This window comes from Granulosicoccus sp. 3-233, assembly GCF_052681095.1.
Genome location: NZ_JBQYLE010000005.1, coordinates 63,440 through 76,930, shown reverse-complemented (window position 1 = coordinate 76,930; position 13,491 = coordinate 63,440). Strand labels below are relative to the sequence as shown.

The following is a 13,491-nucleotide window of genomic DNA, read 5'->3' as shown; positions in this document are numbered from 1 at the left end:
GGAGGACAGGTCATGCTGGTTGATCCTGTTGGCCGAATAATGCGTAGCAGAGCATTCACATACCCACTATAGAGTAGACTCGAGAGCATGGTCCCAGACAGCAAAAAGCACATTGCGGTCGTTGGCAGCGGCGCAGCGGGCATGTCGGCTGCCTGGTTGCTGTCTCGATCGCACCGGGTCACCTTGCTGGAAAAGGACGATCGGATCGGTGGTCATGCCCACACGGCGACCATTCCGGGTGAACTGCACGGTGGACAAGCACTGGGCATCGATACCGGCTTCATCGTCTACAACGAGCCCAGCTATCCGAACCTGACACGCTGGTTCGAGGCCTTGCAGGTGGCCACGGAAGACAGTGACATGTCGTTTGCGGTGTCGCGCGACAATGGCAATTTCGAATACGCGGGCGGTCCGCTGCTCGGTTTGCTGGCTCAACCCGGTCTGCCATTGAAGCCGAGATTCTGGCGCATGTTGCTTGACCTGTTGCGCTTCTACCGGGAAGCTCCGAACCGCATTCCGGCTGACGGGAGCGTGACGCTGGGAGCTTATCTGCAGGCGAATCGCTATTCGCAGGCATTCATTGACGATCATCTGCTACCGTTCGGTGCCGCCATCTGGTCGACACCCAAACAGCAGATGCTCGATTACCCTGCAGCCTCCTTCATCCGGTTCTGCAGCAATCATGGGCTGTTGCAGATCAGCAACCGTCCGCAGTGGAAGACCGTCACCGGTGGTAGCCAGTCCTATGTCAGAGCGGTGGCCGATATCATCGGGCATGACGCCATCCAGACCGGGTTTGCAGTACAAAAGGTCGAGCGCCGAGTCGACGGCATCACCGTCCATGCGGAAGACGGACGCACACTGGATGCTGATGAGCTGGTACTGGCCACGCACGCCGATCAGGCGCTGGCCTGCCTGGAGTCACCGTCGGAACGGGAAGTTGCACTGTTGAGCCCGTTTCGCTATGAGAGCAACCAGGCGTATCTGCACACTGATATCAGCTACCTGCCAAAGCGACGACGAGCCTGGTGCAGCTGGAATTACGTCGAGCAATCACCTGATGATACGCAACAGGTGTCCCTGAGTTACTGGATGAACCGTTTGCAGAACCTGCGGAGCGATACGCAATTCGTGGTGACGCTCAATCCCGACAGAGTTCCGGATGACGCATGCGTACTGCGCTCGCACACGTATGAACATCCCTTGTTCAATGCTGACACCTGGCAGGCGCAACAGGCTCTCTGGTCCTTGCAGGGACAGAACCGGACCTGGTACTGCGGCAGCTATTTCGGTTCCGGGTTTCATGAGGACGCGGTCCAGTCGGGTCTGGCAGTCGCGGAGCAGCTGGGAGGTCTCGAGCGGCCGTGGAAGCTGGAAAACCCGTCCAGTCGCATTGTTCTCTCCGCAGACGCAGATGCTCCTGCAAGGCGGGCTGCTGCGTGACGTTTGCCAGTCGACTCTACGCCGGACAGGTCTTTCACTGTCGGCGCCGGCCGAAGGTGCACCGCTTGCGCTACTCCGTGTTTTCGCTGTTACTCGATCTGGATGAGATCGATGATCTGCAGCGCCAGTTGTGGTTGTTTTCACGTAATCGTTTCAATCTGTTCTCGTTTCACGACGAGGACTTCGGCGATGGGTCAGGGGATTCGCTGAAATTGCAAGTCAAGAACAGGCTGCTGGCGGCCGGTATGGCCGAGACACCGGTCAAGGTGTTGCTCAGCTGTTACCCCCGGGTGTTGGGCCATGCCTTCAATCCGCTGAGTCTCTTCTATTGCCTTGACGGGGAGGGGCGCTGCATGGCAATCGTGCATGAAGTCCACAATACATTCGGTGAGCGGCATTGCTATGTTCTGCCGGTCGATCTGCAGGCTGGCGGAACGCCCCGGTGGATCCACCAAAGGGCGGACAAGGCCTTGTTCGTCTCACCCTTTGCACAGATGGACATGCAGTATGACTTTCGACTCAATCTGCCCGCGGAGCGACAGGTGATCGTCATTCGCGCCTCAGACCCACAGGGCTTGCTGATCACGGCGAGTTATGTCGCTCACCGAGAGTGCATCACTGCCACCCGCCTGCTGCGTTGTTTTCTGGTCTATCCGCTGCTGGGTGCCAAGGTGGTTGCAGGCATCCACTGGGAAGCATTCGTTCTGTGGTGCAAGGGTGTTCCCTGGTTCAGGCACCAGCCCAAGACGTCTGCCTGAACAAACCAACGAACCGAATTCACACAGAAGCCAATGTCAGATATGGAAAACCAGACGATCAGCCGGGCGCTACCTTCGCTTCAGTGGTATCAGCAGTTGCTGGGTCATCTCATCGGTCGTCGTTTCGATCATCTGCTCGACGGCATCAGCCACGGTCAGTTGAGTCTCACCTGGCCGGATGGCCACCTGAGCCGCCACGGCAGGAAGTCGATCGATCCCTCTCGCAATGCACAGCTGACCCTGCACAACTACCGACCGATCCGTCAGATGATGCTCTCGGGTGAGAATGGTTTTGCGGAGAGCTACCTGCAGGGTGATTGGTCATCGGACAATCTGCGTAATCTGTTTACCCTGATCGTCAACAACGAGGCGGAAGTTGCCACCATGACTACGGGTAGCTGGTACGCGAGATGCCTGAACACGCTGCGCCATGGCAGAAACCGGAACTCGTTGCGAGGTAGCCAGCGCAACATCGAGTTTCACTACGATCTGGGCAACGATTTCTATGAGCTCTGGCTGGATCGAACGATGAGTTACTCCTCCGCCATGTTTCGTGGCGATGAATCCCTGGAGCAGGCCCAGATAGCCAAGCTGACCAGGGTTGTCGAAACCCTGCAGCCGGCACCGGGAGCCCGTGTACTGGAAATCGGCTGCGGCTGGGGAGCCATGGCCCGGCAGCTGGCGACTCGAGCCCACTGTCATGTGGAGGGCATTTCACTGTCTCAGGAGCAGCTGCGCTACGCACAGGAGGTCAACAGTATTGTCAGCGACGACCGGCAATCGCAGGGCAGTACCGAGTTTCGTTATCAGGATTATCGGTCAGTGCAGGGTCGCTATGACCATATCGTTTCCATCGAAATGTTCGAAGCCGTCGGCGAGAAATACTGGTCTACCTATTTCGGCAAGCTGAGTCAGCTTCTGCAGCCGGGAGGAACTGCATTGTTGCAGGTGATAACCATCGATGAAGAGCGCTTCGATGACTATCGTGCCAGTCCGGATTTCATCCAGCGCTATATCTTTCCCGGCGGCATGCTGCCGACGAAGGATCACCTGGTCGGTCTGGTTGAAGACTCCGGATTCGAGCTGGTCGACGTTGACTGGTTCGGTCCGGGCTATGCGCAGACATTGCTGCACTGGCGGGACCGCTTCGATCAGGCGATAAGCGAGGTGACCGCATTGGGGTTTGACGAGCGCTTTGTGCGTATGTGGCGTTATTACCTCGACTATTGCGAGACCGGCTTCAGGCTGGGTCGAACGGATGTCGGTCAGTTGTTACTGCGAAAATCGGGCTGACTCTGTCTCCAGGCAGCGTGCCACCGCCTCTCTGAGTGTCGCTTCGTGCTGGCGCCTGCTGATGCCCGGTGGGGGCGATAGTGTCAGGGGGTATTGCATGGCCAGTCGGCTCAGGGCTGCATACGTGTCGACCAGGCTGCGCTGAGAGCGGGAAAAACGTGTCAGCAAGCTCATATCGACCGGGTCATGAGCCGTGTGCGGGTTCGTGTCGTGCAGCCAGCACTGGTTGTCATCGTGGATGCGGGCAGCTTCCTGCAAGGCCGCATTCACAGGGCTGTCGAAGGCCTTGAGTACGGCAATGGCCTGAGTTCCCGTGCGCGGATTGCGTCGGAAGCCGGTATGAAAACGCGTGAATCCGTTGGCTGTCCAGAAGTCGAGTCTGCTCGAGTCTCCCGCAAAACTGGCACCCAGAGCACTCGATCCACCCTGCGGTACGGTGATGGACCGAGTGACCTGCTGAAGCAGTAAGGAGCCCAGTCCTCTGCGCCGCCTGGCGGGGGGAACCGCGATGCGAATGACTCTGGCCATGCGAGCCTGTAGTGGTGCCGTCTGGTTGGCACTCTGGGCCAGCAGCTGTGGCAGCAATTGATGCGGCAATCGTCTTTGCTTGCTGAGTACCGCATCGTGCAGCTCGGTGTCCAATTCGCCTTCCACCACCAGCAGCAACGCAGCTTCCAGCCGTCGCTGTTCTTCCAGCACCCAGATCTGCAGTTCGGGGCCGTCGAGCAGGTGGGCAATATCCGAGGCCGTCGTCTGGTAATGGCTGTCGCGCAGCAGCGAGAAAACCTCGGCCAGCAGCGTTTCGTCACGTGCCAACTCATCCCGGTCCAGGCGGCGTACCTGCCGGTCCGCACTGTGGCTGTCCGGCCAGTGTTGGTCCTCGCCACTCAGCTGCCCGGTCAAGGCCGAACCGGGCGCCTTGTGAGTATCGGCGTTCGTGGACTGAGTATCGCTCTGTCCGGTGAGCAGGAGAGTGTCGAGAAATTCTTCCAGAGGGTCTTGCCGGTTCCAGCGCCAGGGGGTGTGCGGATGCAAGTGCAAGACATGGTGCCGCTGCCGTTGCAGGACCTCATTGAAACGGATATCGAATGCTCTGCCGGCTTGCTCGTAGCCGTCGATCGTGGTGGCGTAGATGATTTGTGGGTGCTGCTGCAGATACCGTGTCAGCGTGTCGACCGACAGGCTGGCGGCCTCGTCCACCAGCAAGACCTGACAAGCGGCATGTACGGCGTCGGCTGCAGCGATAAACGGAATCCGGACTCCCTGATTCTCGAGGCTCTGCAGGGCGGATCGTCTGGCAGCGGTCATGGCAACCGAGATGCCCTGTTGCAGCAGTTCTTGCGCTATGCGGCCAAGCAGTACGGACTTGCCTCGCCCCCGACGTCCGGTAATCGTGATGCAGCCGCGAGGGTGCTGTCGCAGATGGGCGACTGCGGCGTCCAGCAACTCATCCTGTTCGCTGACAGCAGCGCTGTCAGGCAGGTCATTGTCCGCTGAGTGGGCTGTTGTCGTGCAATTGGCGATCCCTTGCCGGTACGTGGTCGCGTCATCGCCTCGGGCATCCGCCTTGAGCGGGCGCATGTCGGCACCACAGCCGATCCTGATCATGTTGCCGTGTCTGTGCGCCGATTGCAGCAGCAGCCTTGTCAGCCGCTGCTGAAAGCGGCCGATGGGCTGCGTGGCGGTGTTGCTCTCGGATTCCCGCAAGGCGAATGGAACTCCGAGTATCAGTAGCCCACCGGCTTTCAGGGTGCCAGCCAGGGCGGCCAGCAGACCAGCGTCGACGGCCTCGAGGGTTTCATGAATCAGGATGCCGAATTCCCGACCGAGCAGGGCAGTAATGCGATCGGCACGGTCAGCGTTATCGTTCGGGGTCAGAAACGGGACATCGAGCAGTGTTGCCAGGTCTTGCAGGTGGCCCGCAGGCGGATTTTCGATGATCAGCAGTGCCCGGTGCCGATCGATGCGGGCTCTCTCACGCAGCTCGGAGATATATTGCATCAGACCCGGGTCATTGCTGATATCAAGGCGTGACACAGATGTTCCAGTTTCACAATCAAAGGGGGGGCGTTTTTGTATGATAGAGACTCGAAAGTGTGGTGACTTTCGTTATTCCTCCTCCAAGTGGTATTGAGGCACGGAGCCCGGCGAGGCCACGGACGGCCACTTTTTTTGTCTTGTCCGTAGAGTGTAGTGCGTTTACCTGCCTTACGGGAATGACAATCAGGAGTCGAGTGATCTTGCCCGCCGTTTTCTGTTCGAAATCTGCGAACCATGCCCGGACTGCGCCTTGTTTCTCCCTCATCATGGCGAGACGGTTGTGGTGTGGGTTTCTACCGGTTGCAGCAACGACCCCTCGCTGACGGCACGATTCTGTGTCCGCAGGCGTACCGGACGCGGTAAAGGGACTGGTTATCGCAATTGCAATGGTCGTGGAGTCCATTTGAAACTATAATGGATTCAATAGTTTGAGTGTTTTATTTGATTTTGTTCCTAGGGACAGGGCTGTGGTTGCCAACTGTTTCGTTGAAATAATGCGCGCGTCCAGTAACATGCGCCTTCGTTCGGTGGCAGAGAGTTCCACGGCAGTAGACAGACCTGCGTTTCTGCGTGCTGGAGAGGTCTTGTTTTTCAGAGTTTGAATATCACTGTGGCGACGGCCATACTTGTTCATGCCTGAACAAGGGTAGTATTTGCAACGTTGCTCACGAAGCGTTGAACAGTTGGTAGTTTTGTTCGGATACACTATGCAGTGTGTTCGGCAGTTAATAATTCATGTTTTCAATCGAGGATCACCTATGATCAACAAATATTTTGCATTGAGTCTTGTTGCTGCCAGCGTGGCAGTGGCTTCTGGCTGTTCTTCCGACGATGACGACGATAACGGTGGAACGGATCCGGTATACGTATCGCCTCCAGCAACTCCTGGCGTCGGTGGCTCGGTGTACGATTACATCGTTGATGCCAATGAAGCTGGTGAGTTCACATCACTGAAAGCGGCAATCGACGCTGCGGGTCTGGCTGATACTCTGGATGATGAAACTCTGGAATTCACTGTATTCGCTCCGGATGATGCCGCATTTGCAGCACTGGACGCAGAAACCGAAGGTACTGTTGCCGCTCTGCTGGCCGACACAGACCGACTGGCTGAAATCCTGATGTACCACGTGGTACCAGGCACTCAGCTGTCCACCGATATTGCAGCAAGCGTTGCTGCAGGCCCGGTAGAAGTCGAGACTCTGCTGGAAGGCGAGAGCGTGACTCTGGCACTGGGTGAAGAAGGCCAGGGCCTGTCTGTCAACGGTGTTGCTCTGGTTGGTACCGATCTGCAGGCTGAAGTCGGCGAAGATGAGACTGCTGTTGGTGTTGTTCATCAGATCACTGAAGTACTCGACGCTCCTGAAGTTGATGATTCAACGACTGGTGGTGAGACCGGCGGCGAGACTGGCGGTGAAACCGGTGGCGAGACTGGTGGTGAAACCGGCGGCGAGACTGGCGGTGGTGAGAACACAGGTCCTGTGACTTCTTCTCTGGCTGCCAACAACAGCGCCTTCCTGAGTGCTTTCTCATCAACTTTCGGTGCTCAGAAGCTGGATGCCGAGACTGATGCAGATCCATGGACTGTCTTTGCTCCAACTGAAGCTGCTGCTGACATCGATGTTCGCAACTACCTGATCACTGGTACTGCACTGACAGCTCAGGAACTGATCGACATGGGTCAGGGCACCACTTTCGGTGGAACGACTCTGACTTTCGGTGGAACTGCTGATGCACTGACCATCAATGATCTGCCAGCGACTGTAGTTGGTGACGGTACAACTGCGTCAGTCACCTACTCTGTAGAAGGTGCGCTGTAAGTAGTTCACGACAGTTTCTGAACTGATTTCGAACGAAGTTCAGTTGTTGTAAAAGGCCGGAGGATCCGCGTGATCCTCCGGCTTTTTTTTGGGCGACAGAATGTGACTTGGCTTGCCCCGGTTTCCGGATCATCGGGAAGACGGGGATAGTCCGTTGTCATTCGCCACGCGACCACAGGTCCGATCTCTGCCTCCTCCGAGATTTTCGATTACGGAATCTGCAACTCCATGACTATCCGCATCAACAGCTGTTTCGACAGTGGCAATATCGACGTCGTCGATGCCACGGACTGTACATCCATCGATCTGCGGATCCGCAAGGACAGCAATTCCGACTTTCTGCAATGGTTCCATTTCAGTGTGGCAGGCGTTCGCGGCAAGACTTGTCGGATCAACATCGTCAATGCCGCAGACACCAGCTATCCCAAGGGCTGGGAAGGTTACGATGTGGCGACATCATTGGACAGGCAGTTCTGGTATCGGACACCGGCTGAATACGATGGACGGACCCTCAGCTGGACGTTTGAAGCACAGAACGATCTCATCTGGTTTGCCTACTTTGCACCTTACTCGATGGACCGCCACCTGGATTTCGTTGCCGCGGCGGCAACCGGGGAGAGTGTTCAGTACGAGAGTCTGGGTGTGACACACCAGGGGCGAAGCATTGATTATCTGAAAGTGACTGCCTTGCAGTCCGAAGCGGCCAACGAGCCGCACAACAGCAAGCGCAAGCAGCTCTGGGTCATCGCTCGTCAACACCCGGGTGAGTCCATGGCCGAGTGGTGGATGGAAGGATGGCTGGATCGCCTGCTGGATCAGGATGACGCACGCAGTCGGGAGTTGCGTTCACTGGCGGACATTCATATCGTGCCGAACATGAATCCGGATGGCACTTTTCTCGGCAACCTCAGAACCAATGCCCTGGGGGTCAATCTGAATCGTGAGTGGCAGTCTCCGAGTCTCGACAAGAGCCCTGAGGTCTATCATGTGCGGCAGCGCATGCAACAGACCGGTATCGATCTGGCGCTGGATGTTCACGGCGACGAAGCACTGCCCTATAACTTCATTGCCGGCACGGAAGGGGTGGAAGGGTGGACGGATGAACGGGATGCCGAGCTGCAGGTCTTCAAGCACGAATGGGCTGCCATCAATCCCGATTTTCAGTATGCGCAGGGCTATCCCCGAAGTGCAAAGGGTAAGGCCAATCTGGATATCTGCAGCAGTTATCTGGCACACCATTTCGGCTGTCTGGCGATGACGCTGGAAATGCCTTTCAAGGACACCATGGATACGCCGCGACCATTCAGCGGCTGGTCCCCCGAGCGAAGCATGCGTCTGGGAGCCTCGTTTGTGGACATGGCCCATCAGGCACTGAGTGGGCGTTTGCCACGTTGACGCAGGATTCATTGCGTTTCCCGCCGCCTTGGAACGCGCGCTGATGCGGTTCGTTCGTGCGGCGCAGCCCGCCGTCATTGACTGGCGGGCCTTGCCTGCTTCTTTCTACTCGCCTACTGGAAAGCGGTTTCGAAGAAACTTCTGAGCTTTCTCGAGTGGAGGCGCTCTGATTTCATCTCGCTGAGCTTTCGCAGTGCCAGCATGCCGATTTCCAGGTGCTGGGCGACCTGGTTCTGATAGAACTCGGACGCCATACCGGGCAGTTTCAGTTCACCCTGCAAGGGCTTGTCGCTGACGCAGAGCAGGGTTCCGTAGGGAACACGCAAGCGGAATCCGTTGGCTGCAATGGTGGCTGATTCCATGTCCAGCGCGATGGCTCGGGATTGTGACAGCCGGCGAACCGGCTCTCTCTGATCCTGCAGTTCCCAGTTGCGATTGTCGATGGAGGCTACCGTGCCGGTTCGCATGATGCGCTTCAGCTCGTAGCCATCCAGACCGGTCACCTCGGCCACGGCGCCTTCGAGTGCCTGTTGAACTTCGGCCAGCGCAGGGATCGGCACCCAGACAGGGATATCGGCATCGAGTACCTTGTCCTCACGGACATAGGCGTGAGCGAGCACGTAGTCGCCCAGTTCCTGCGAATTGCGCAGTCCGGCGCAATGGCCGAGCATCAGCCAGGCGTGTGGGCGCAGCACGGCGATGTGATCGGTGATGGTCTTCGCATTGGAAGGCCCCACACCGATATTGACCATGGTGATGCCTTTCTGCTTGCCGGCCTTCAGATGGTAGGACGGCATCTGGGGTTGGCGTGGCGGCGGCGTGCCGGAGCTGGGTTCAGACTCGCCATTGAGGGTGGTTACATTGCCCGGTTCCACGAAGGATTCGTAAGAGGTGTCGCCCTTGCGCATCATCTCGCGAGCCAGGCGGCAGAACTCATCGATATAGAACTGATAGTTCGTGAACAGAACATAGTTCTGGAAATGCTCGGGTGCCGTCGCGGTGTAATGGACCAGGCGATGCAGCGAGTAGTCGATTCGTTGTGCAGGAAAAGGGGCCAGGGGCAAGGGCAGGCCGGGCTCGATCTCGTGCGTGCCGTTGACGATGTAGTCGTTGACCTGCGCAATGTCGGGCACATCGAAGGCATCTCGCAGGGCCACGGTAATCTGTTGTGGGCGGTGTACAGCCAGCGCGGAGCCTGATTCCAGTGCGAAGTGCAGGGGAATGGGAACATCCGATTCGGCAATCTCCACCGGCTGTGCGTGATTCTCGATCAGCAGGCCGAGCTGGTGTATGAGATAACCGCGGAACAGGCGAGGCTGTGTGATAGTGGTGGTATACACACCCGGCTGGTCGACATGCCCGTAGGAGAGGCGTGAATCCACTCGCGCATAGGTACTGTTGCGAAAGCGGATTTCAGGGTAGAAGGCGCGATGCTTGTTGTCGGGCAGGTTACCGGCAAGATACTGGGCGAAGGCATCGGCAAGAAAGGCCGTATTGCGATCATAAAGGGCGATCAGGCAGTCGACTGCTTCGGTGGCGTCGGTGAAACTTGCCGAGGCTTGTCGGGGTGGGGTCGTCTGTTGTTCTGTCATTGCAGCTCCGTTCGAATTCTTGAGCAACGATATCATGCCTGTCGGTCACGTCCCGTCCGAATAACGCAGGTACAGGACGGATAACAGGGCCGCTGGCAGGTAGAGATACTGGAGTAGCAGATCATGCGGTAATGGTGTGACAAGCAATACAACCGCGAGCAGGGAAAAGCAGCCGCCAAGCCAGAATTGGGAGCTGTAGCTCTTCATCAGAAGGTAGCGCTGGCTGCCGCTTGTCCGGGCAACATCATAGAAGCGTTTGTTGAAGGCCAGGCGGAAGAAGGATGAGAAGAAAGTGATGAAGATCAGCGTCATCCAGAGGCTGGGTCCGCCCGAGTCGTCGTTCAGCGTAAAGCGCAGCAGCCAGGAGCCCAGGTACAGCCAGACGGCGGCCTGGTAGACCTGCCGGGAAGCCAGCTGATCGATTCGGTTCTTGATCAGGTAGAAAAGAGCGGCGAACGTCAGTGCCAGTACGACCACGGCAAGACCCAGCCGACCGAAGTCTTCCTGCACCACGAGAAACAGTGTCAATGTCCAGAAATGGCTTTCCAGATAAAGGAATACACCGTCAATCAGGAAAATCGGTTGGGAGCCGCGCTTGTCACGAAATGCAATGCTGTCGCGCAATGTAACTGCCGTGGATTCATCATGCCTGGCCAGTGGTTGCTGGCCTGTCGGTTTGCCGGCCAGGTGCAGATTGGCGATCAGGCTGGTGCCGGCTGACAGGGCGAGCAGCCAGACGAAGCCGCCGGTGTCCAGCAACACGCCACCGAGCAGGATGCCGATCTTCAGAAATACCATCACGAATATCTGAAAGTTGCCGTACTGTCGTCCGGTATCGTTTTTGCCGAGCAGCTGCATGAAAAGCGTGCGCTGGGTGGTCCAGAAGAAGGCGTTGTAGAGACCATTGAACAGGCCCAGTACGGCGGCAGCGACGATCATGTCCGGTGTCGACACCGACACGGCATTGCCTGCTGCGGTAAACAGCGCCGCCCCCGGGACCGTGGTCACCAGCCCGACTGCACCAAGCAGCAGCAACTCGAGAATGAAGGTGAGGGCGACCAGATGCTTCAGCTGCCAGCGACGAGACAGGGCCTGCCACAGGCCCAGTGCGGCGGTGAAGCCGAGACCTGACAGGCCTATCATCAATGACAGGCCTGCAAGGCCGAGCCCATGCTGCCAGAGGTATACCGGCAGAAAGAAGGGCAGCAGACCGATCAGCAGTGAATGGGTTCCCAGAAACAGATAGAAGTAACCCGGGCCGGAATTGCCGGCCGGTAGTCTTGGTCTCATGGGGAGGGTCCGCCGCCAGGGCTGTTGTCAGAGGGTGGGCAGCGCGTAGCGGTTGATAGCGGCAGCAGAATCAGAAGGTATCCGAATCGGCGATGACCAGGGAGTCCATTTCGCTGTAGAACTCATCCAGGTTTTCTCGTTCGCCATAACGGGGAACACTGTGCATGCGCGTGTATGGGCGGGAGTTCACTTCGAGAAAGATGCAGCGCTGTTCGCGGTAGTCCTTTTCGATACCTTCTTCGAAAATGACATCGATGCCGAACAGCTTTGCATCGAAGGCATTGATCACTTTCAGGAAAAGTTCGCGATTGGCGTCGGGAATGGTTGATTGATCGATGATTTCGATCACGCCACCCGGCGCAAGCGCCACGCGGTTGAAGGTGTAGACGCGTTCGCCGTCATCCGGCACGCTGTCCAGCGTCTTGCCATGGCGGCGCAGATAATCGATGGTGGCCTGCGATTTCTGTATGGGGTGAATTGTCGGGTACAGACCCATCTGCTCCCGCGTGGCGTTTTCGGCATCGATCAGAGTGCTGATGGAGTCCCGGCCATTGCCATCGACAAAGGGCGGGTAGCGGCGAATCACCGAGACCAGCGAATCCCCGGTGGCCAGTACCCGGTAATTGGCGCCCAGCAGATACTGCTCGATAATGCTGGTCGGCCACCAGATCTTGACCATCAGCGCGGCTTTCCACAATTCCCGGTAGTTGTTGATCGGGAAGTGACTGCCGCGAGAGAAACCACTGACATTGGGTTTGATGCACAGCGGGAAACCGTGTTCTCTGGCAAACAGATGGGCTTTCCACGGGTTCAGAAACAGTGTGCCTCGGGCGTGAGGGATGTCATGCCGGGCAAACATCTCGCGCGCCTGCCGTTTGGACCGGCTGGCCTTTCTCACCTGCAGGGAGTTGTAGTTGCTGCAGCCAGCCATGTATTTCTGGCTGACCCAGCTGTAAATCAGCGCTTTGATGGATTTCACGGTTGTATGTAACGTTCGCCGATCTTGTGTGTCGATTTGGAATTGCTGACGGTTGCAGGCGACTTGCCACGGCCGTACAGCATCATGCGAGTGAAGATGGGTTGAGGGTTCTCGACAGGGGTGATCATGCGGGTGGCGCGTGCCAGGCTCATCATGGCCGAGCGAATGAATTTCCAGCGTTGCGACCAGGTGTAACTGCGATCCAGCAAGTTGATGGGCATCGGCAGAAACAGGTTGATCTCGATGACGTGGAAATTACCGGCAACCAGCTCTTCGTTGGAGTCGGCCCTGACACTCATGCGGCTGATGCCGAACTCGCCTACCTGGGACAGGTACTGGGCCACGATATCCTTCTGGTCTGCAGCGAATTGATGGCTGATATCCACATAGCGTGTGTGCCGGTTGTTCTTGCTGTTGATCGGAAACTGCTCTCGATCGTTGACAGCCTCGGTAATGGTGATGACATCGTGCCGCCCATCCTTGCGGTTGGCGTCGATGCTGAAAATCTCGTATTCGCGCTTTCCGGGAGCTGCTTGCTGGATCAGGTAACGCTGAGGTTCGGAACGCAGTGATGCTCGCAGACGGACCAGTTGCTCGGCGTCATCCGCACGATGAATGCCGTGGGCATTCTGACCCCACTCGGGTTTCAGGAATACAGGGTAGGTGGTTGGTGTGATCGCATCGGAATCGATGGACTGGGACAGTCTCCAGCGTTCCGGAATCAGGGCGTCCAGTGACAGTTTGGAAAAAATGCCGTGCTCGGCAGAGAAGTAGCGCGCATTGAGCTGCCAGTATCGCCAGGGCGGGGTTCCAATGCGCACGCAGCACAGGATGTAGGTTACAACCATGATTATGGTGATATGCATGTCGACCTACCACTGACT

General features: G+C 57.5%; 10 protein-coding genes. 5 read left to right on the top strand and 5 right to left on the bottom strand.

Annotation, left to right across the window (positions count from 1 at the left end; all coding sequences use genetic code 11):
• Positions 1-87: 87 nt before the first annotated feature.
• The 3 genes from ACUNV4_RS14485 to ACUNV4_RS14475 are packed head-to-tail and all read left to right on the top strand — an operon-like array spanning position 88 to position 3,494.
• On the top strand, positions 88-1,443 hold the full coding sequence (locus ACUNV4_RS14485) for an NAD(P)/FAD-dependent oxidoreductase (RefSeq protein ID WP_430879289.1): 1,356 nt from the start codon (positions 88-90) through the stop codon (positions 1,441-1,443).
• Positions 1,440-2,201 carry a DUF1365 domain-containing protein gene (locus tag ACUNV4_RS14480; RefSeq protein ID WP_430879288.1) on the top strand — a complete coding sequence of 254 codons (762 nt, stop codon included), beginning with the start codon at positions 1,440-1,442 and terminating at the stop codon, positions 2,199-2,201. The genes ACUNV4_RS14485 and ACUNV4_RS14480 overlap by 4 nt, the downstream gene beginning before the upstream one ends.
• A 33-nt stretch (positions 2,202-2,234) precedes the next feature.
• The gene (locus ACUNV4_RS14475) at positions 2,235-3,494 is read left to right on the top strand and encodes a class I SAM-dependent methyltransferase (RefSeq protein ID WP_430879287.1); all 1,260 of its coding nucleotides are present in this window, start codon (positions 2,235-2,237) and stop codon (positions 3,492-3,494) included.
• Here the strand turns inward: ACUNV4_RS14475 and ACUNV4_RS14470 are convergent.
• Complete coding sequence (locus ACUNV4_RS14470; protein ID WP_430879286.1) at positions 3,474-5,531, bottom strand: GNAT family N-acetyltransferase; 2,058 nt, start codon at positions 5,529-5,531, stop codon at positions 3,474-3,476. The two genes, ACUNV4_RS14475 and ACUNV4_RS14470, sit on opposite strands and share 21 nt — an antisense overlap.
• 686 nt (positions 5,532-6,217) lie before the next feature.
• Here ACUNV4_RS14470 and ACUNV4_RS14465 point away from each other — a divergent pair.
• Positions 6,218-7,351, top strand: coding sequence for a fasciclin domain-containing protein (locus tag ACUNV4_RS14465; RefSeq protein WP_430879285.1), 1,134 nt, complete (start codon positions 6,218-6,220; stop codon positions 7,349-7,351).
• 228 nt (positions 7,352-7,579) lie between these two features.
• Positions 7,580-8,746 (top strand): M14 family metallopeptidase, encoded by a 1,167-nt coding sequence (locus tag ACUNV4_RS14460; RefSeq protein ID WP_430879284.1) that lies wholly within the window; start codon positions 7,580-7,582, stop codon positions 8,744-8,746.
• A gap of 113 nt (positions 8,747-8,859) precedes the next feature.
• On the opposite strand, the gene ACUNV4_RS14455 is transcribed toward ACUNV4_RS14460, so the two are convergent.
• The 4 genes from ACUNV4_RS14455 to ACUNV4_RS14440 form a co-directional block, all read right to left on the bottom strand.
• Entirely contained in the window at positions 8,860-10,338 is a 1,479-nt protein-coding gene (locus tag ACUNV4_RS14455; RefSeq protein ID WP_430879283.1) for an AMP nucleosidase, read from the bottom strand.
• A gap of 45 nt (positions 10,339-10,383) precedes the next feature.
• Complete coding sequence (locus tag ACUNV4_RS14450; RefSeq protein ID WP_430879282.1) at positions 10,384-11,628, bottom strand: hypothetical protein; 1,245 nt, start codon at positions 11,626-11,628, stop codon at positions 10,384-10,386.
• A 70-nt stretch (positions 11,629-11,698) separates the two neighbouring features.
• Complete coding sequence (locus ACUNV4_RS14445; protein WP_430879281.1) at positions 11,699-12,607, bottom strand: hypothetical protein; 909 nt, start codon at positions 12,605-12,607, stop codon at positions 11,699-11,701.
• Complete coding sequence (locus tag ACUNV4_RS14440) at positions 12,604-13,473, bottom strand: hypothetical protein (RefSeq protein ID WP_430879280.1); 870 nt, start codon at positions 13,471-13,473, stop codon at positions 12,604-12,606. Before ACUNV4_RS14440 ends, ACUNV4_RS14445 begins: the two co-directional genes overlap by 4 nt.
• Positions 13,474-13,491 lie beyond the last annotated feature (18 nt).

What these genes read in the sequence shown, in the direction of transcription:
- ACUNV4_RS14475 (WP_430879287.1), top strand. Translation starts at nt 2,235, where the DNA reads ATGTCAGATATGGAAAACCAGACGATCAGCCGGGCGCTACCTTCGCTT.
- ACUNV4_RS14450 (WP_430879282.1), bottom strand. Translation starts at nt 11,628, where the DNA reads ATGAGACCAAGACTACCGGCCGGCAATTCCGGCCCGGGTTACTTCTAT.
- ACUNV4_RS14460 (WP_430879284.1), top strand. Translation starts at nt 7,580, where the DNA reads ATGACTATCCGCATCAACAGCTGTTTCGACAGTGGCAATATCGACGTC.
- ACUNV4_RS14440 (WP_430879280.1), bottom strand. Translation starts at nt 13,473, where the DNA reads ATGCATATCACCATAATCATGGTTGTAACCTACATCCTGTGCTGCGTG.
- ACUNV4_RS14455 (WP_430879283.1), bottom strand. Translation starts at nt 10,338, where the DNA reads ATGACAGAACAACAGACGACCCCACCCCGACAAGCCTCGGCAAGTTTC.
- ACUNV4_RS14485 (WP_430879289.1), top strand. Translation starts at nt 88, where the DNA reads ATGGTCCCAGACAGCAAAAAGCACATTGCGGTCGTTGGCAGCGGCGCA.